This is a genomic window from Paenibacillus sp. WG02 (genome assembly GCF_055396115.1).
On the sequence record NZ_AP036016.1, the window covers coordinates 5,898,090 to 5,919,674 of the forward strand.

A 21,585-nucleotide genomic window follows, 5' to 3' on the forward strand; every position below is an offset into this window, starting at 1 on the left:
GGGTTGAATTCAATTGTTTAACATCGAATGTTCTACAATGAGTTCCGCAGTCAGCAACCCCGACGGATCGCCGCCAACATAGATCATAAACCGTCCCGGCTCAACAATCCGTTGAAGCGACTGGTCGACGAACTGAAGCTGATCTCTGCCGAGCGTAAAAGTGACCGTTTTCTCTTCGCCTGGGGCAAGCGCGATTTTCGCAAACCGTTTCAGTTCCATCGCAGGTCGGGTTACCGAACAGACTTCATCGCGAATGTAAAGCTGCACCACTTCTTGTTCGGCGACTGAACCCGTATTCGTCACCCGCACGGTTACGGACGCCTCATCCTCTTCTGTAATCCGCTCGGGAGCGACTGTCAGACCAGTGTATGCGAACGTCGTGTAGCTTAACCCATAACCGAAACGGTACAGCGGTTCCGTATCCGTTTCCAGGTAACGCTTGCCGTTCGTTTTTTTAACGTTGTAGTAGACGGGCAACTGTCCGACGTTCTTCGGAATGGAAACCGGGAGCTTGCCGGAAGGATTGCAGTCGCCGAACAAAATATCCGCGACCGCGTGCCCTCCTTCCTGGCCGGGATACCACGCTTCCAATACGGCGTCGATGTGCTCGGCGATCCACGACTCGCTTACCGGCCGCCCGTTCACGAATACAACGACGACCGGGACACCCGTATCATATATAGCTTGAACGAGTTCAAGCTGTACGCCGGACAACGCCAGATCGCTGCGGTCCACACCTTCTCCTGTATCCATATCGACCGCCATGTCCTGCACGAGATTCGCACCAGTCGTCTGGTCGATCGTATTGTCGCCGAACTGCCGGGCGCTTGAACCGCCGACAACGACAACGGCCGCATCCGCCCAACGGGCAAGCGCTGCCGCTTCGCCAATTTGCGAACGGTCCACGCTGCAAACCCGGCAGCCTTCGGCGTAGCGCACCTCGGCATCCGGCCCAAGCTTGCTGCGAATGCCATCGAGTACGGTAACAATCGCGTCCGCCGGCTGCGGCGACGTATAATCGCCTAGCTGGTTGTAGCGGTTGGCCGCGTTCGGACCGATCACCGCAATGCGTCGAAGCGATTTGGAGAGCGGCAGCTGGCCGTTTCGGTTCTGCAGCAGAACGATTCCTTCCTGCGCCATCTTACGTGCAAGCTCGCGATGCTCTCCGCTTTCGGAGACCGACTCCGCTCTTTTTGGATCCGCATAGGGATTCTCAAACAGGCCAAGTCTGAACTTAACGGACAACACACGAGCTGCTGCTTGGTCCAAGGTTTCCATCGGCACGATCCCGTTATCAACCGCATCGCGCAAATGCGCTTCGAATACCTCGCCGCTCATCTCCATATCGACACCCGCCTTTAGAGCGAGCGCCGTTGCAGTCTGTCCGTCCTCCGCAACTCGGTGGCCTCCCGCCAGCATGCCTAGCGCTCCGCAATCGGTAATAACAAAACCATCGAAGCCCCACGTATCGCGAAGTATATCTATTAACAGCTCGCGGTTCGATGTACACGGAACGCCGTCAATTTCATTGTAAGCCGTCATGACGGACAAGGCCCCGGCTTCGATGGCTTTCTCGAACGGGTATAAGTCTTTTTCCCGCAGCTCGATCGGGCCGATATTCGCCGGAGCGCCGTTGCGCCCGCCTATGGAGGCGCCATAAGCGGCGAAATGTTTAACTGTCGCAGCAATTCCTCTATCCGGCAGCCCGGTCTGCAATCCACGGACTGCCGCCGTCCCCATCTCAGCGCATAAGACGGGATCTTCCCCGAACGTTTCTTCCGTCCGACCCCAGCACGGATCGCGAACGATATCGAGTATCGGCGAATACGTTGCAGCGCCACCCCGGGAACGCGTTTCTTCAGCTACCGCCGAACACGCCTGCTCGAACAACTCCGGGTTCCATGTGCTTGCAGCAGCGATTGGCTCAGGAAAAACAGTCGCACCGATCGACATGTGCCCGTGGGCACATTCTTCACCAAACAGTACAGGAATGCCGAGGCGTGAATTCTCAATCGCATAGCGCTGCACCAGATTGACCGCTTCAGCGCTTTCCTTCGGCGCAAGACCAGATTCCAGCGTCACGCCAGTCCAGGGGTCTGCGCGCAAAAATCCGTAAAACGAGCCAATACCGCCTCGAGCCAGCTTTTCTTTATAATCATCGGCTATGGTTATCGTTCCATCCTTGTGGACATAAGCTTTCCAACCGAAAAGCTGGATTAACTGCCCGATTTTCTCATCGGTTGTCATTCGTCCAAGCAGATCCGCGACCCTCTTCTCCACCGGCAGCGCCGCATCACGATACGGAAAATCCATTCCATCCCATCCTCTTTGCATGTATTCTGGTTGAGAACCGGACCTGGGTCCGAATTCCTTATATTCGATTCGACTGCAACATAAGTCTGAAACGGAATTTCATGTCGTCTTCGAACCACATCATGAAATTGGTTCCCCAAACATTATTGTGCAGATTGAAATGAAATCCGCCATCCAGAGGAGCATACGTATTGTCGAATTGCAGCAGACGGGGCTCTCCCGGACAAACAAGAGGGGCGTCCAACGTTTCGATAACCGCCTTGCCGTCCGCGCCTTCGTAGTAAAGTCCGGTGTTCACGCCATGCATATTTCGATTGCCGTCTTTCACGACGAATAACGGGGAAATCCGCTCGCCTAGCTTATCCATGACCCATAGATTCGGGTTGTTAACGAGCGGTACGAGGGAATACCAACTCGCTTCGGGAAGTCTGCACGCCCTTTTATTTGTCCACTGCAGCTCGATGTCGATGATCGGCTCCCTGAGATGAAAGGAGTAAGTGACAGACAATTTCCCGGGCGCTCCGTAATACTCATGCGCATCGGACGGCACATGCAGTTCTGCACGGACAACGTCGCAATCCGATTGCTGTTCCAGCCGAAGCGCCCTTGCTGTTGGTTTGTACCTTCTATGCTCCGGCTTTGGCACAGCATACTCGATGCCAGGTTTGCCAAGATCGTTATCCGCCCAGCTGTGATGAATATCCAGGTTAGTCACATATTCGTTGAAGAAGCGGTCATAGCTTTCCTTGCTGAACGTCTCGTATTGATACATCCCTAAGCGGTGTTCTTCATCCGCCCATTGTTTACCTGACGAATCTGTCAGTTTATTGATCGATCCGTCCGCAGCGAAGCTGACTTGAAACTGGCCCAAATCGTAACCCTCGTTTAACTCGATGGCTTTCGCGCAGCTTTCCACATCGACGTTTTGCTTGGGGTTCATCCGTTCAAGCGCTTGCCGCGCCTCGTTCGCCAAACATTCTGGTAACGCGTAGATCGCCTCATCGATAAAATTGCGCTGCTCCTGCCACGAACTTTCATAATAGCTAAAAGATCTGTTGTCACTCGCGAGCTGACGAAGGTAATCGTATTTCTTCATTTTCGTATCGTTCACGGTATCTCGGGCTCTCGCTGCGGCAAAATCGGCGGCGGAATAATGGGCGAAATCAACGAGATACACCGAATTATTCAATCCCCACGTATGTTCCGGAATAAGCATTAACCGATTGCAAAAGTTAGCGTAATGCGGGCTTTGTAGGTCCAATTCGCCGCTTGCCAGCCACCTGTCGCGCAAACGAAGCAGTTCACGATACCTCGCCACTTTCCAAGGATCGGAAGCGACCCCGTGAATCCAAGAGTCCCCGATTTCCTCGCGTATGACCGGCAAACGATGTTTATGAGCGAGCAATTTTTCGGCAAAGGCGTCAAGCGTCGAGGCCATAATGTCCGCTCCCGGGTAATCGAGCTGCAATTGAGCGTACAATGCGCGAATTTCTTCTATGCTGGAAGGACCATGATTATCCCCTGTATGGGCAAAATATAAGACGTCCTCAAGCCCATCCATTTGGAAAGGTTTGCCGTAACTGTCGGCGTAATTGACGACGATCTCTGAACCGTCGGCTGCGCGCCAAACGAATACTTTCGGCACATCCGGATTTTTGGACACCATATTGACGCCCAAATGTAAATAGTGAATACCGCTTTTCGCGAGCATCGGCACCATTGCGATCGTATGCCCCGGAACGTCTGTCATTTTGGCGGCGATCGTCGTTTTGCCGAACTGGCGATCCAGGTTCTTGGAAATTGAAATGCCGAACTCAAACAATGTTGCATCCATAATTTCCGTATGCGTCGTAAACGGCAGTCCATGCCAAACGATGCTGCCTTGCCTTATTGCTTCCTCCATGCGCGCACGCATTTCCGGCGAAGCCGTATTTAAAAATTCGTGGATCAACCACGAACCGGTCGTCCATATGAATTTCACGTTCCCCTCTTCCCGCGCGAGCAGCTCTGACAGCTCCAATGCTTGAGGAATAAACCCATTCATGTAACGGTCGACGACATGTTTCCCCATATCGGTAAAACCGATGTCCAGATGCGTTTTAAAAACAACATGGACTCTTTTCACGTTTGTCATGATGCCACTCCTTCTATCCGTTATTCTTTTACGCTGCCAACTACGATGCCGGTTACGAAATATTTTTGCAAAAAAGGATAGACGATCAGAATCGGTAAAGATCCAAGGATGATTTGGGCCGCTTTGGTCGTACGATCCGATATTTCAGACATATGCTTGGCTTGAATCATGCTGATTTTGGCAAAATCGGGTTTAATGATAATCGATTGCAAATAGGTGGAAAGCGGATATTTCTCCGGTGTACTCATGATCATCAATCCATCGAACCAGGAATTCCATTGGCCTACAAACGTAAAAAGGATGATTGTTGCAAGAGCAGGCATCGAAATCGGCACATAGATGCGCCAAAGCGTCGTCCAGTGGGATGCGCCGTCGATGAAAGAAGATTCTTCCAGCTCTTTCGGCAAGCCGCGAAAAAAATTAAGCAGCAGGATCGCGTTAAACACCTGAACTGCACCCGGCAGCACAAGTCCCCAGATCGAGTCGATTAACCCAGTCATTTTGATTGTCATATACCACGGGATCAGCCCGCCGCTAAACAATATAGTAAATACAAAAATCCAGGCATAAACCGTTCTAAAGCGAAAATCCTTCACTTCCTTGGACAGCGGATAGGCGAGCAGCACCGACAGCAGCATGCTGACCGATACGCCTAAAACCACCCGTTTGATGGAAATGCCAAATGATGTTATAAACTGGGATTTTTCCAAAATAAACGAATAGGAGGCGAGCGTAAATTGGGCTGGCCAAAGCTTGACTAGACCTGCCGAAGCCGCGCTGCTTGTACTAAAGGATATCGCCAGCACATGTACCATTGGGGCAAGGCAGAGCAGGGCGATCAGAATGAGAAACAAATAGTTGCAAATAGTAAACAGTCGGTAACCAAAAGACGGACGATGAAACATGCCTGGGTGCCCCCTTAGAAAATGCGGTAGTTGGAAAAGCGATATGCTAGCCAATACGAGACGGTAATAAACGCCAAAGATACAACGGATTTAAACAAACCGATGGCCGTGGACACACTGTACTGCGCATCGACAACGCCGGTGCGGTAAACGAGCGTATCCAATATATCTCCCGTATCGTATACAGTTGCATTATATAGCGTAAATACTTGATCGAAGCCGGCGTTGAGCACATTCCCCAAACTCAAAGTCGTCACCAATAGGATGATGGGTAAAATACCGGGCAACGTGATGTGCCACGTTTGCTGCCGTCGGGATGCGCCGTCGATAACGGCTGCTTCATACAAACTTGGGTTCACGCTGGTAATCGCCGCCAAATAAACAATCGTGCTGAATCCAAATTCCTTCCAAATATCAGAAATAACTAATACATAACGGAACCAGCGGTTATCCCCCAGAAAGAACACCGGTTCGATTCCGAAGTATCCGAGCAGTTGATTCACAATCCCCGAAGTCGGGGACAAAATATCGATGAGAATGCCCCCAAGAATGATCCAGGACAAAAAATGCGGTAAATAGATCAGCGTTTGAATCCCTCGCTTGACAAAAGAAATGCGGATTTCGTTAAGCAGAAGAGCGATCACGATCGGGACGACAAGTCCCGCTACAATTTTCATGCCGGCGATGATCATCGTATTCCAAATGACCTGCATCGTATCCGGCAGTTCAAAGATGTACCGGAAATTATCGAACCCAACCCACGGGGATCCGAAAAAACCTTTCACGGGGGAAAATTTGTTAAATGCAATCACGATGCCAACCATCGGAATATAGCTGAAAATAATGACAAGAATAAGACTTGGCAATATCATGGCATGCAGCGGAAGTTCCCGGAGCCACTTTTTACGCATATCGACACCCTCCTTCCTTGGGCGGTCTCTTATTTAAATAAGGAGAAAGGATCGGGATCCTCTCTCCTTTCCTTGCATCAGGTCCAATGCTTATTTTTGTGCAGCATACCAGTCGTTTACTTCTTTCGTTATTTGATCTCCGCCCAGTTTCTTCCACTGTTCCACGAACTTATCGAACTCCTCGATTGGGGCGGCACCCATAATAATCTTCGTAAACGATTCATTCTGAAGCTTATCCAGCACGCTCTTCTTTTCCACCATCGTCGGCGTATTGGCTCCCAAATACTCGGTTGTCAGGAGCTTGTCTTTATACCCGGCCAGTACCTCGAACGAGGATTCTGTCGGTCCGGCTTGACGGTAGGTAGCCCACTGCGAGTCATCGCCTTTTTTGAACGCAACAATTTTCTCATATAACGCTTTTTGTTCCGGATTCAACTTGGCTGTATCGTTTGATGCAACCGCGGCTTTAACCGCTTCATAGTTGTCCGGTACGTCCTTATTCGGTGCGAATACCTGGAACAGCGGGTATTGGAAAATTTCCGTACCGTCCTTCGCAACCGCAAACTTCTCCCAGTCCGCAGTTTTGCCATAGGCGCGTTCTAGCCAAAGGTTGAGCATTTTGACAATGACTTCAGGATGCTTGTAGCCTTTTTTCGCAACTTCATATTCGATAACTGGGAATCCGACACCGGGTTTTGCAGCGCTGCTGTCAATCGATGTAATTGGGAAAGGCTTCCATTCCATGCCTGGATTTTGTTTTCTTGCGTCATTAAACGGCCAATAAGAGTACCAGTTCTGTCCATAATAAATGCCAACTTTGTTTTGCGAAACGGACTCGATGACTTTCGATCCGTCTTTTACTGCGAACTCCCGATCCAGAAGTCCCGCTTTGTACATCTCCTGCAACTTGGCCAAAGCCGGTTTCATTTCAGGCTGAACATCTCCGTAGACGAACTTCCCAGATGCATCCTTCACCCAAAGGCCCGGATATGCGTGATATCCGTTGAAGTACCCGGTTAATCCTGTCAAATCCTTGTTGATCGCAAAACCAAATGTATCTTTTTTATTGTTACCGTCAGGGTCCGAGTTCACAAACGCATCGGCAATTTTCATCACATCGTCCATCGTTTTAGGCGCCTGCAAGTTCAACTTTTGCAACCAGTCGGTCCGGATCCATAGGATGTCAGCACTTGTAATGTTGCCGCCGAACTTTGGAATCGCCATCAATTTCCCTTTAAATGTAGCCGCTTTCAAAGCAAGACCGCCGTCTTGGTTCGCCACTTCTTTCAACGCCGGGGAGGCGTATTTGTTCCATACTTCCGTCAGGTCCTGCACTTGATCTGCATTGATCAGCTGATTCAGTTGCTTAGCATTTACGCCAAACACATCGGGGATTTCATTTGAAGCAATCGAGACGTCCAATTTGGTGGAGTTGCCGCTCGGATCGCCGAGCCAATCATAAACCAGCTTGATACCGAGAGCGCTTTCGTATTCTTTCGTCCATGCATTGTTCTTCATCGTGTCGCCATTTTTGAAGCGATCATCCGGCATACCCATACGCACCGAATGAACTTCGATTGGAGGATCGTATTTGACTAATGGACCGTCTTCGGCCACTTTCTTCGGCGTGTCCGTTTGCTTTGCTTCCTCTTTCTTTTGCGGTTCTTCCGCCTTCTTGTCCCCTTCCGAACAAGCTGATGTCATCATCGTCAGTCCAACTGCACATACCGCCACCAAAGTTAACTTTTTACTTATTGCCATGCCGAACCCCCTAGCGATTAGTAAAATTTCCCTTGCAATTCAATTATAGTCTCACGAGACATACGTTATCTATTCGCCTATTTTTACTTTTCAGTCGCATCTGTTGACATGATGGCACGCTCCCGATACTCTTGAGGCGTCAGCTCTACAGCTTTGCGGAAAAAACGGTAAAAGGATTGCTCCGATAAAAAGCCGACAGCCTTGGAAATTTCGTGGATTTTCAATTTGTTCTCCCGTAGAAGCTCTTTCGCCTTGTTCAAACGTGCAGCCATAATGTAGTCGGACAGCCCTTCACTAGCAATTTGCTTATACAACCGCGACAAATAGGACGGATTGTGGCCAACGACATCACCGATCCTATTCAGGGAAAGATCCCCGGCGAGGTTCTGCCGCACATATTGTTGGACTTGGCGAATCACATCGTTCTGCTGAAAACCTTGGACCGACATTTTTTGATCGAACAAGCGGTTCGCGAGTGCATAGAAATAATCGACGACTTCCTCCCAGGAGGCTTGGCAGTCCAGTATCGTCATTTTTCCAAGATTCATTTGCTTGCCGATTTCCTCCTGCACACCCCAACGGTTCATATAAGATAAAAAAATCGAGATGAGCGTAAAATAAACTTCCATTTTAACCGGATTCGACTGCGGTGCAGTCATCGCGACGGCTTTCATGATGCTGCTGTATTCGTAGAAAAACTGCTCCTTCTGACCATTGTCAAGAAGTGACTGCAGCAAATTCAACTTATTTATTTGTTTGCGGAGTTCGCGGTCAATGGCGGGCGGATCCATATCCGCAGCTTGCTGCTCGAGCAGCAGCAGCTCGTGTCCAAGCCCGAGGCCACGGCTCATCAGCAGCTGCAAATGTTCAAATTGTTCGGATACGTGATTCCAGTCCCGATATGTCGTTCCGACCGCAAAGGAAACGTTCAGCTTTATTAAATGCTTGCACGTATGCTGAATCATTTCTGCCGCTCCTTTGACAAAAGCGACCATACGTCCGCGAATTTCGGCCGAAAAGGAATCGGTGGCACTGCCAGACGCCTCTTTCGTCTGGATCAGCCACACCAGCTTCGTCTTTTGCGCGAAATCGAAAGAAACAATATGCGCTGATTGAGAGAAGTATTCTTCGGCTATGTTTTGAACAGCAAACAACAGCAATGATTTGTCGACAGAACTGGCGGTTTCGCTCCATTGGTCAATTCTTCCGATGACGACAATTGTCGGTTTTGTGGAACTTAACGGAATGTTCATTTCGCGGAATTGATCATGCATCGTTTGCAGAGCGTGAGGCTCTCCTTGCACAAGCCCCCACAGCAATTCTTTTTGCAAGTAAGGCTGAATCATTTGCATCTGCTTCTTTGACTTATGAATGAGATTTTCCACCTCAATCGCGTCGGATAAAGCTTGGACCGCCTTTTGCACAGCCCGGATAATGGCCTGGTTGCCCTCCGTTTTCAGCAAATAATCGACGCCGCCGTTGCGCATCACTTCCTGAATGAAATCGAAATCGTTATATCCCGATAAAAAAATGACTTTGCACCACGGCCAATGCTTAATAATTTCGCGATGCAGCTCGATCCCGCTCATCCCCGGCATCCGAATATCCGTCAGAACGACGTCAATTTTGGTCGTTGTGAGCAGTTTCAGCGCTTCGGCAGAAGAATAAGCTCCATACACTTCCAAATCGAGCGCTTCGGTTCGCCCAAACATATCGAGGATGCTTTCCACAATAATCGGTTCGTTATCTACGACAAGCAAGCTATACATCATGATCCTCCTTCGGGTAAGCGAGCTTCAACTCGACCCGCATGCCCCCCCAAGTTCCTCTCGATACCGACAAACCGTACTTCTCCCCATATTTTAATTGCAAACGGCGATGAACATTGAAAATAGCGGTTGATTCCTTCGCCTGTTGCTTGGAACGAAGCTGATTATGTAGACTCGTTAATGTATCGTCACTAAGATTGTCGCCATTATCTTCCACGACGATCTGCAGATATTCGTTATGTTCGGCAAACTGAACAATCAGCTTTCCGCCTTCAGCTTTGTCTTCCAATCCGTGAACATAAGCATTTTCTATGATCGGCTGCAAAAAAAGACGGGGAACTTGCATCGCTTTGTATAATCCCGGCACCGATCCCCAATCCACTTCGATTTGCCTGCCAAAACGCATCGATTGAATTTCCATGTACGATTGCGCGTGGCTGACTTCCTGGTCCAGCGTGACCATCTCAGTTCCTGTTCTCGTTATAAATTGGAAGTAGTCCCCAAGGTGCTGCATCATTTGCTCTGCAGACAGATTGTCATTCATTCGGACCAGCCCTTGCAGAATGAAAAAGCTATTGTACAAAAAGTGTGGATTGATTTGCGATTGTAGCTGCTTCAGTTCCGATTGTTGGGAGCGGATTCGTTCCTCGTACACTTCCTGGATCAACAGGTTTAATTGCCGGACCATCGCATTGAACTGCTCGTACAAGTAATAAAACTCGTCTTGGTGATGATGGTGAATCTCGACTTGCAGATCGCCCTTCTCCACTTTGCGAAAAGAGGTGATGAGACGTTTCAATGGTTGATGAATGAGGCGGAATATCCAATAAGAAAACGCAATGATGACAACGGTCGACATGAGCGATAGCAGCCAAAATAACGTCCGGTATTTGCCGAGCGGTCCAAGCACCTGATCTTCCGGTACATATACCGTCAAATAAGTATCCAGCAATTTTGAATATTCAAACGTGAACAAATATTTTACCCCTCGAACCGCCACGCTACCTTGTCCGCTTGCCTTGTCTTTGAACCGGGGCTCGGAGACGAACTCCTTCAATGCTGATAATATCGGTTCGTCGCTCTTCCCGTCGGTTACGATCCAATTCTGCTTCAGATTAATGAATGAAGCACCGGACTCTTTCACTAGGCTGATCTGGGCGAGCGAATGCTGAAGCTGCTCCCTCGATAATACGACGCCAAGCGCAATCGACGTTTCCAAATGCTGAATCGGCACCGGATACACTTCGCTTAGCAGCAGGCGATTGTTCCAAAATGTAAACGGAGTGCCGTATTGGCTCGACGACTTTTGCAGCACACCTAGCTCATCATCAGGGATATGATTGTCGAAGCTGTTGGCGAAAATGCCTCTCGCTAGCGCAGGGATATACACTTTGACATCTTCCACAAATGGACTGGACGTCTTTAAAAGGTGCAATTTATTTTTCACGCTTAAAATCGTTTGAGAACGGGTATAATCGTCCATCGCATCGGAAATCGTCCGTATTTTCTGAAATTCGTCGTCAAAAATCAACTCTTTGTTCAACCTCATGAGCCGCTGCATTTCCGCTTCGAAAGAGCTGAGGTAAAAGTGGACGCTGGAAACAACCGACTGCGACAGCTCATTATGAACGTTCTCCTCGGCGGTTTGATTCATATACAAACTGATGCCGTAAATCGGAATCATCACCAGCAGCAGCGCAATAACGAGCTTGGAGAAGATATTAAATTGACGAACCGCGTTTAGTTTAAGCAAGTTAGCATCACACCTTTTGTTAAATTTTCCTTCTTTAGTGGTTGTCTTTACATTTATAGCATGTTCCATTTAACAACGGAACTTATATTTCAGATCAGAAGTTGTTTCAGGAGGTTCTGGTTCAAGGATTTAAAAAAGCTCGCAGTTACCCGACAAATTTAAGTGGGATGATTTGTGTCTTCAGATTCAAAAAAAAAGAAGAAGCGCTTGGGACATTTGGCCTCAAGCGCTTTTTCAACCGAACTTAAAAACTTATTCGCCCTAACTTCCAAATGGAACTTGTACAGGCTTAGACTTATTGCCATTAAAATCTTCCAAAACAACCTCAATAACGCCAGAGTTTCCTACAACGCTGAGTGATCTTAGATCGTCAACACCTCTAATAGCATATGCTTTTCCATTGAATGTGATCGGTTTACCGTTCTGCCATGCATATAAATGCCACCAGTCATCGGATGTTGGTCCTGATAGTTTAACTTTTCGAACTCCATTCAATGTTGCTGTTCCCTCATAAACGTCGGAATGATCATCTTTTAATACGCCTGTATCATCTGCATAAGTAACTACCTTACCCTTGGCGTCCAGCAATGAAATTCTAACTGTATATGCACTTCCGTCTGCAATTGGAACTTCAACTCTCACTGCATTGGTTCCTTTTGCCACAGTCGTTGAATATACATTTTGTGTTACGGAGTAGTTCAATGTTACGTCTACTTTTGCTTGTTCGTATTTAATCGTCGGAGTTTCCCAAGTTACATCAATAGATCCGACATTTTCCGTCATCTGGATATTTTTTACAGTATTCGAAAAATCTTTTTCTACAACTGCTGCCTGGCTTTCTCTTCCATCAGCCCCAACAGCTTTAACTTTGATTTTCACAGTACCTTTCGGATCATCTAAAGACTTAATATAAAATCTGTCATCATAGGTTCCGCCTAAGAATATTTCTTTGCCATGCTCATATTCCGCATACACATTGTATTGTTGTACTTTGTTGTAATCTTCCAAATTCCAGGAAATATACATTTCGGAAGTATCAAATAATTTATCGATTTTTAATCCGGTTGGGGCAGCAGGTTTAACTGCTGTACCATCGGTAACCTTAATTTCACCAACGTTAAATTGATAACCCTTAATCGTTCCTTGTTCTGGGGTGAAAGACAGACCGAAGGCTGCCAACGTTTTACCGGCATATTGGGACAAGTCCAGATTTTTTTGAACCCATCCTTTTGTAGTTTTATTTGCTCCGCTTGGAATTTCAATATACTCGACTTTTGCTGGATCATCTTCAAAAATCAATCCGACTCTAACGCTGCTTGCATCGGTAACGGATGGTTTGTTATATGTAATGTTTAATTTTGATTCTTCTTTAATGTCTAATTTTGTTTTGTACAAAGAAATAAAGTTAGTTGCATCCAAATCCCCAAATATTGCCAGAGAGCTGCTGCCATTATATCCGCCAAGTTGAGTATAATCATATCCCGCGTTGTATTTCGTGCCATAGTCGAAATCCACTTTTAAACGGGTACCGTCCGTGTCGATCCGCCATTGCCATGTTGGGAGAATATCCTGGATATTGATGTTAGCCCATTGGTTATCATTCGAAACTTCACCGTCTACAAAATATTGCATGCCATGTCCGGTATTAAAGTTCGTATAGAAATTTGAACCATCAATGACGGATCTTTCAGAAATGTATGCTGCCAGACCCGGCCATGTCTTATAGTTTTTACCTACGTTTGGTTTTCCACGATTAGGATCATTGGCTGTTTTTACAGGGTCTGGAGTAGCTTTTAGAACAGCTTCCAACAATTGATCCTGTGTCATGCCAGCTGAAGCAAGCGTCCCTTTTCCCGCGTTATATGTAGGAGCATCTGCAGCACCTGACCACCATGTTCTTTCTCTTGCGACAACATATTTGTAATAATCAGGGTTTGCACGTCTATTTTCAGAGTACCTATTGGGACCCGAATGACCAAAGAGTTGTTCATCCAGATGCTCAAAGACCGTTGCACTGCCCAGAGAAGCTATACCTGTTCTTGGGACTAAATTTTCATCATAAGTGTTGTATAATGACCCGCGTGTTCCGCTGAATCCGGTCTGACCTGCTTCAAGCGTATTAAATACAGTATTTCTTGGGTCTAAACCTAATGACTTCATGGTTGCAACCGAACCGTCTACCATTGATTTACTCGGGTCCGGATTCATATACAAGGAATTGGCGGCAATGTTCATATCTGTAGGATTTTTTATCCAGTTGCTAAACACTGTTGCATCTTTATTATAGTAGTCAATTACCCCCCACGTGCTTTGATTTTTTTGTCCATACCGGTTGGAAGCATAAACATTAACATATAGACCTTGAGATGTCATTGCACGAATGAACTCTTGATAAACCGGCATAAAGCTGGCAGGCAGTGTTTCTTCGGCATTCACAAAGTACCCGTCAAAGCCGTAATATTTAGCCATTTCAACTAATTTATCAGCGATAGGGAATCTTCCATTATTATCTTTATAGATAAAATCCTCCGTATGCTCCGTTCTCGGGAAGAAAATACAACCTAAAGATTTAACGCCGTTTTTGTGAGCGGCATTTGTGTATGCTGGGTTTGGAATATTTAACACGCCAAACTCATATTCACGCTGCCACCAATCTGCCTCGGGATTGTACAAAGAATCCGGCGTCGGATTTGTAACTACACCATGCCAAGATGCTGTATAATCCACATACTGCCAAAAGTTGAATAGATTTTGTGCAAATTGATCATTATACACTGTCGGATTGAAAAATTCATCACCATAGTCGCTTGTCAAGATTAGGTTTTGAACTTCTTGATCCAATTTGGGGTTTGCCTGCGTTGGCTTAAAAGCTTCATTACGTTTCTGAAGCGGTACTTTTGCTCTCATAAATTCATAAAATTCGTCTGTTTCAGGAGTCCAATTCAAGATATTTTGTTTTCGGTATCCATGATAAACCGGCTGGTTTTTACCCTTGTAGCCTTGTTCACCGGCACGAGGGGGTAGAGTATCGCCACCGGCATTTACGATACCTGGAATCGCACCCATGGCTAGTAATGATGCCAAAATAACCGCTAGATGTTTTTTTGGTCTTGCTTTCATAATCACACTCTCCTCTTTAATATTTATAAAAACGATAAACGTTTTTATCAAGGATGAAATGATTCCCCAGAAGGCCTCATGGGTTTCAACGAAACTATAGAATTAATCTAAGATTCTGAAAATATTGGTCATGGGTCCCCTTCACGATCCAATCATATTTCAGGTTGATCCCTATCTCCTTGTACAGGGATTCCCAAGCATTGTTCTTTTCCGATTGGCCATCCGCGTAGACCACTTCTTGCGTAATAAATCTCGCTGCCGTCACATCTAACGAGCAAGAAACTAATGGAGTTTACTCCGACCATATCTTGCCCCCTCCACTTTATTATAAAATCCGTACGATTGGTCAAACCACTCTCCGTCCATGACATTTGTATATCTATTATTTACTTTTTTGCTTTCTTTTGACTCTTCTATTTTTTATTCGAAATAGAAACGATTGCGATCTCATTTTTGTTACAAGCATTGTATTGATGGATAAAAATAGCAACAACCTCCGTAATGCTGGAGGTTGCTGGCTGAAAATGGGTTACTCAAGCAAATAATAACCAAATAATCGACCCACAATCTTTATCGTAAACACTACAAATATGAGCGCTCCGACTAATCATTCCTAGACCCAATCGTATTTCTTCATTATAGGAGGAATGTGAATTGTAACTTGTTTTGTCGTTTTTTTAGCACTAATTTTGATGTTATTGTATTTATTTTTTGGCGCCTTCTTGATTATGTTTTGTCATTTCGTATGGATATTGTAAGATGATTTGTCGCAAAACCATCGTTTCTGCACAAAAAAACACGATACCAAATAGGCTCGTGTTTAAATTTTCAACAATAATGTTCCTAAGATGCCTTTATTTCAGGCTTTTGAATGGTACAGTGTTTGTGTCGCCGAACGCTTGCTCGAATTTTCATCAAGGATAATGTATTGTGGAGAGCGATCGTAATCGATCGGTGGAAAGTTGGGCTAATTGTTCATACGTTGATCTAGTTCACTTAGTTTTACGCGAACCGTCATAATATAAGGCGCTCTCGTATCTTGTGAATCAAAATAACCATACGATGTCAGCACATAAGTGCCATCAGCCAACACGACATTTCCGGCGTACCCGGTATCTCCACTTCTGACTGAAGGCGTATAATCCTCCATTAACCTCACACGATACTGGCCTTCTCTGAAATGAACGAGGTCATCATAGGTGCCGACCCATGCTACCCAATCTCCTGCTACCCAATCATCCAAATTAGTAGCACTTCTTCTAATGATTTCGCGGAAAGTGATCAAGAGTCTACCTGACACCGGATCATACTCTGCCTTATGTCTCTCGCCCATTAATGCACCTTGCATTTCCTTCGGCTCGGTCCAAGTATTTCCTTCATCATTGGAGAATGTGATCATCGCATTGGTCTTTTTAAACTGTGCCCTTGCCAGCAACGCGAGCTGCTTTCCGTCAGGCGACCTGATCACTTCAATTTCGCAAAGCCCCGCATACTTCTCAATCGCGTCATGCTCGGCCAGCAGCCTCACAGGAGTACTCCACTGTTCATTCCCATTCGCATCGAACGTAAGATATGTTTTCCAGTTGTTATACGAAAAGTCGTGGAATATGCCCATCCAGCGATAGGTCCAACTATCGTCTGGGTTTTTAAGCCTTGTTAGGCTTGCCAGTGCAACAATTCCCGCTTTACCTTGATCTTGAAAATAAGGCTTAAGCTCACTCCAAGTTGCTCCATTGTCTTCAGAGTATGCGGTTTGAAAGCCCACATTTCCATCTCTAACTAAACCGCTAATCAATTCGAGTCTTATTTTTCCGTCCGGTTTTTCAATTTTATAAACCGTAGGTGTTTCCTGACTCGTTGCCCAACTTGCAGCTGTGCTAAGACGTTCACTCCAAGTAAGGCCACCATCGCTGCTCTTTTTCAAGATAAGCGGTCCAATACCATGACCTTTCGGATACACGGTGTATATGGTTCCGTCATTTAAAAGCACAGAATCCGGTTGTCCCAGATATTGGCCGGGTTCTCTGTCCGTAAGCACCTGCTTTTCTTTCTCGGTTGACAGATCAATAAAAGGTATTGTAAATCCTAAACGAATATATGGAACTCCGCTCGAGGACTCGGCAATTTTACGGTTGATTTGTTCCCTTTTCCCAAGAAGCCAGTCGGCATCGTTCGGATAATCGCTGAACGTGATCGGCTTCTCCAAGCCTTCTTCCAGAAGTAGGAGTACAGCATCCCGGCCGATTTGGCTTTCCAGCAGTTCAAGTGCACGTAAATCCTGAATCGCTTCGTAAAATACTTCCAGGCGAAGCGATTCAACGGGTCCCTGTTCCCCAGGATAAACGAGGAAGGCATCTCCGGAAGGGAACCCTTGACCGGCATCGGTTACGCGGAACGGATCGATCGCTTTTTTGGAATACTGTGAATACCAGAAATTGTATCCCCAATGCAGGAAACCGGCGATTTGGAATTTATACAATTGTAAGCCGAGCACCCGTTCCGGACCGACGGGAATACGAAAAAGCGGTTTGCAACATCACGATACTGCACGCAGCAGTAGTACGTCCACAAGTTCGGCACGTTGTTCTCGAGGAACGGCTCGATGTGATTGTTGGCCGGTATTGGATATTCCACAAGACCTTTATCATAAAAGTCGTAATCTGACAAAGCGTCGATCATCGGGAAGCCTTCCAGAAGACCTTTTATTGTCTCGCTAGTGCTTCGGTACGACTCCAAATGATCCAAATTGGGTTCGTCGGATACGTGGAAATAGCTGCGTTCATTCAACCCGTTTGCCCGAATAAAGTCGACGAGCGCCGGCAAAAATTGACCGAGAAACGATTTGTACGCCTCGCCGTGAGCATCCGTTTCCCAACCGAATATGCGTTTGCATTCGCCGTTCTCGATCGCCATAATTTTTGGCGCGTTCTTCGCTCCCCATTGAGTAAACAAATGAGAAAACTCAAAATATTGAATGCCGGCGACAGTGGCCATATCGACCCAACGTTTGAGCCTATCGAAGCCGAATCGGTACGTTCCTCCGTCCTTCTCTACGTCGACGAGTTGCACCGTCGGGCGCTCCCCGCCAACTGCGGTGTCAAGCGGAGGAGTAAACAGCGGGGTCAGCAGCATGTTCATCCCGTGACGGGCCGCCGTTTGCACGAATTGCTCGATACGATGCCAATGTTCCTCGCTAAACACCTCAACGCCATAGTAAGTGGCGATACAGTCCGTATGAAACCATTCCGTATGAACCAATCGCTGCTTCGGCAGCGATACCGGCACGACGTCCAGCTCGAACGTTTCGCTTCCGAGTATATCGCCATTTTCTAGCGCAAAACGGATTTGAATCGAATGGATGCCGGAGGCTATCTGCTGCGAAATGTCCAAGCTCACCCATACCGAACGCCATTGATTCGGCAGTGCATTTACGCCATCCCGATCAATCGGAAAAAGCGGGTCCGGGTACAGGCCCGGCGTCGAACGCAGTAAATTACCGTCATGGTCCGCATACATCGGAAATTCCGAAGGAACAAGACCGACCGTGCGAATCATGATGGAATCCGAAAGATCGGATGCGGCAGATACTTGTATATTTTTGTATGCAGCATTCGTGCGGTATGCAACCTGGAACGCATACGTTTCATTATGCAAAACAGTAGCGCGTGAAAACGGCGATTCGTTTAACTCGGTATCGGCAAACACTTTCACAAGCGAATGCAAACATCTGGTTTCAAACTTCGGTTCATAAGTTGGATTGGACATCGGTCTCTCCTCTCGTTCTGTAAAGCGGCTGTACCAGTTGGGCTCTTGTCAGGATGACGAGATCCAATCCAATGTAAACTTTGTAAATTTAACCGTTATCGGTTTATTTTCTGAAAAATCAAAATCACTTTCATATAGCAGTGCAATTTCCCCATTATCCAAAACCGTCAAACAACAATAGGAGAACGTATACTCATCGATCTGCTTGGCATACTTCCAGGTGCTTCCCCCATCCTCGCTCAGTCGGATCGTTCCGCTAGTCCGCTTGCGGGGATCAGCAGGGTTTGCAAACAAAACCCTCGTTTTCCCATCCCCCAAATCAGGGTATGTCATAACGCTGGATTGGCATGTCGGGTCGGGCAGATCCTGATCATACTCCGGCTCATTCCAGGTCTCTCCGCCATCCTTGCTCACTGCTACTCCGGTCCGCTGTAAACCGGCGTGGTTTCTCAAATAAACTCGCAGCTCGCCATTCGGAAGCTCAATCAGCTGCGATTCGGTCAAATCCGCACCATCCGCGCTTAACGTCTCGGCAGAAAGAATTTGTCCGTTGAAACGTCTTCCGTCATTAGGAGAGGTGCCCCTACGCCAGCTTTTCCCATGATCATCGCTGAAAATGACGGCACATGACATTTTTCCATTGGGATTCGAAAAGTAAATCGGGAATACAAGCCTTCCCCGGTAATCGCCACACCCCAGCTGAATACCTCTTCCGGGGCCCGACCCGATAAATTTCATCCAGGCTTCTTTAACCTCGGGATTTAACTCGATCGGCCTGGACCATGTCAAGCCGTCATCATCACTTTTGATGATTTGCAAGAAAGATGTCCTTGCCTCTAACAAGGTTTCCTTAGTATGCACGCCCTTTTTCAAATAGATATTGCCACTGCTGATTCCATCCGAAGTAACATTACCTTCGTCATCAACGAAATACGACGTTGCGCGTCCTTCGCGATCGGTGACGTGCCCATCCGGATGCAAACTGTATTCGCCCCCGGAACCATCATACACCAGCCTGTTGCCACGCTCATCAAAGCCTATTCCCGCTTCGGATGCCCACAAGCCGATACCGCCGGGCGTGTGGCAGAAGAGCATCCAAATCGTTCCCGTCTCTTCATCCTGGAGCAGGGCAGTGTCAATCGCCGCCGCCCCGTCCAGTCCTTCACCGGCATAAGAAACAAGGTGCTGCACATCGCCCCACGTTTGCCCATTGTCGACGCTGCGACGAATGACGGTATTGATTTTGTTCGGGTTGTCCCGCATATCGCTGATTCGCGCATCAATTCCGGCGATGATCGTCCCTTTGACCGTCGTAATCATGGAAGGAATCCGATAGGTCGCCGACCCGGCCATGCCGGGGTAAAAGAGTGCGATTGTTTCGCTTTTGTTCATTGCCAACACCAACATCCCATCATTATTTTTTGTTTAACAGATCTGCGACTTTCGGCGCTTTCTCCAGCTCGGCCAAAATTTCTTTTCCGCCGCTATTCAAATAATTTTGAACGTATTTGTCCCATTCCTTATCGATATCGATTTGCCCGGCAATGGCCTTCAACCGGAATTCATTCACGATCGTATCCAATTGGCCTTTATATTGTTTGTTCAGATCGGCATATTTCGTTTGGTTCATCAAATCCCATTTGAAAGGTCTGATTTCCATCTTCTTCAACACGTCCGGTTTGCCGAAGAAATCACTCTTCAACTTCGTAGTTGCTTCGGAGGTCTGATAGGACGCCCGTTTGTCATCGTACGATCTGAAGTTATATGCCCAGAAGCCCATATTCCCTTCGTTCTCCGGATACTCCGGCTTGACTTTAATCTCCGATTTCTCTGGAGTTCCCTGCCATGTGGATTGGGTACCGACTTCTCCGTAAAGTGTCCAGCGGGAATCGTCATCAAAGTTAATATAATCGAATATTTGCAGAATACGCGCCAGCTGCTCATCCGTCACCTTCTTGGAAATGTAGAAAGCATCGCCCAGCCTGTTGACTGGGGTGAAGGCGCCTTCCCCTTGCTGCCCGTTCGGGCCGATCTCGGGCGCGGTCACGAGCAATTTAACGGCGGGGTCCTTCTCCACAATGTTCGCCGGAGCGCGTCCCTTCGTCCAAGCGTCCATACCGACATAAGCAGGCTGCGCCGGATAATAACCGGCCTTGCCAAGCTTGTATTTCTCCCAGCTCTTGTTCACGTCGATCGTCGTCCACTCCGGATCGATCAAGCCTTCTTTATTCCATCTCGCCATCATCTTCAAGAACTCTTTGTACTTAACGGATATTTCAGCGGCCGTCAGCTTGCCGTTCTCCTCCAGGTTGTAGCCACTAGCTACCCCGTATGCCCCGAGCAGGGTGCTTCCCCAGGAAGTAAACGCGTTGTTGAACGGCAGCATGCCATACGTATCGTTTTTGCCGTTGCCGTCCGGGTCCTTCTGGGTGAAGGCCTTTAGGATTTCTTCCGTCTGCTCCAGCGTATACGCCTTATCCGTGAAGTAGATCCGTTCCAGGCCGCCGCTTGTTCCAATAGGCTTAATGTCGCCCGGCGGCTTGATCCCCAGTTTCTCAAGCCAATCGAGCCGGAAGGTCGGAGCCCAAATTAAATTTTTGGTATGTCCCTGATACCCGACGAGAGTCAAATATTCGTCTTTCTTGCCCGGCGCCAAATTCATATCCCAGCCTGGAACATTCTCATCCAGCATTTTGGAATAAAGGGGCGCATATTTCTTCAGCATTTCTTTCGGGACCGTTCTCGTCAGGCCGTTTTCGTAAAATTCCGATGCCGAGAGGGACTGCGCCGTAAAGGCAAACGTATCAGGCAAATCTCCAGATGCGACCATCAGCTGCACCTGGTCTTTGTTAAACGTGTCCACCTTCACGTTATTGATTTTGATGTTGTACTTTTCCTCGAGCTTCTTCTGCACCCAGTTCCCGTCTTCGATTTTCCCTCTTGTAAATGACCCGGAAAGCTTCAAGTCCAGCTTCTTGGAGAAGTCCCCCGGCGCGGGCAGCCCCGAAGCTTTGTCCCCTTGAGCCGGACTTGCGGAATTAACGCCGGATGCATCCTTCTGACTGCAGCCTGCCGCCCCAAGAACTAAGGATCCGGCTAGCAGCGCCGAATATAAAACCTTTAAGCGAATTTTCATATGAACTGCCTCCCCTAT

At 47.4% G+C, this 21,585-nt stretch carries 10 protein-coding genes and 1 pseudogene; all 11 read right to left on the bottom strand.

Annotated elements, in window-relative coordinates; all coding sequences use genetic code 11:
- Positions 1–9: 9 nt before the first annotated feature.
- Complete coding sequence (locus tag ACBP55_RS26690; RefSeq protein ID WP_464645895.1) at positions 10–2,313, bottom strand: glycoside hydrolase family 3 N-terminal domain-containing protein; 2,304 nt, start codon at positions 2,311–2,313, stop codon at positions 10–12.
- 58 nt (positions 2,314–2,371) lie between these two features.
- Complete coding sequence (locus ACBP55_RS26695; protein WP_464645896.1) at positions 2,372–4,447, bottom strand: DUF5054 domain-containing protein; 2,076 nt, start codon at positions 4,445–4,447, stop codon at positions 2,372–2,374.
- Positions 4,448–4,467: 20 nt separating this feature from the next.
- Entirely contained in the window at positions 4,468–5,352 is an 885-nt protein-coding gene (locus ACBP55_RS26700; RefSeq protein ID WP_464645897.1) for a carbohydrate ABC transporter permease, read from the bottom strand.
- Positions 5,353–5,366: 14 nt separating this feature from the next.
- Positions 5,367–6,263: an ABC transporter permease gene (locus tag ACBP55_RS26705; RefSeq protein WP_464645898.1), complete on the bottom strand. Its 897-nt coding sequence runs from the start codon at positions 6,261–6,263 to the stop codon at positions 5,367–5,369.
- A 90-nt stretch (positions 6,264–6,353) separates the two neighbouring features.
- Positions 6,354–8,024: an extracellular solute-binding protein gene (locus ACBP55_RS26710; RefSeq protein WP_464645899.1), complete on the bottom strand. Its 1,671-nt coding sequence runs from the start codon at positions 8,022–8,024 to the stop codon at positions 6,354–6,356.
- A gap of 83 nt (positions 8,025–8,107) precedes the next feature.
- A complete protein-coding gene (locus tag ACBP55_RS26715; protein ID WP_464645900.1) occupies positions 8,108–9,796 on the bottom strand; it encodes a response regulator transcription factor in 1,689 nt (562 codons plus the stop codon).
- Positions 9,786–11,546: a sensor histidine kinase gene (locus tag ACBP55_RS26720; protein WP_464645901.1), complete on the bottom strand. Its 1,761-nt coding sequence runs from the start codon at positions 11,544–11,546 to the stop codon at positions 9,786–9,788. The genes ACBP55_RS26715 and ACBP55_RS26720 overlap by 11 nt, the downstream gene beginning before the upstream one ends.
- 261 nt (positions 11,547–11,807) lie before the next feature.
- Positions 11,808–14,666: an endo-beta-N-acetylglucosaminidase gene (locus tag ACBP55_RS26725; protein ID WP_464645902.1), complete on the bottom strand. Its 2,859-nt coding sequence runs from the start codon at positions 14,664–14,666 to the stop codon at positions 11,808–11,810.
- A gap of 967 nt (positions 14,667–15,633) precedes the next feature.
- Positions 15,634–18,431: pseudogene (locus ACBP55_RS26730) on the bottom strand (glycoside hydrolase domain-containing protein).
- A 48-nt stretch (positions 18,432–18,479) separates the two neighbouring features.
- Positions 18,480–19,823 (bottom strand): sialidase family protein, encoded by a 1,344-nt coding sequence (locus ACBP55_RS26735; protein WP_464645903.1) that lies wholly within the window; start codon positions 19,821–19,823, stop codon positions 18,480–18,482.
- Positions 19,824–19,845: 22 nt separating this feature from the next.
- Complete coding sequence (locus ACBP55_RS26740; RefSeq protein WP_464645904.1) at positions 19,846–21,567, bottom strand: type 2 periplasmic-binding domain-containing protein; 1,722 nt, start codon at positions 21,565–21,567, stop codon at positions 19,846–19,848.
- Positions 21,568–21,585: the final 18 nt, after the last annotated feature.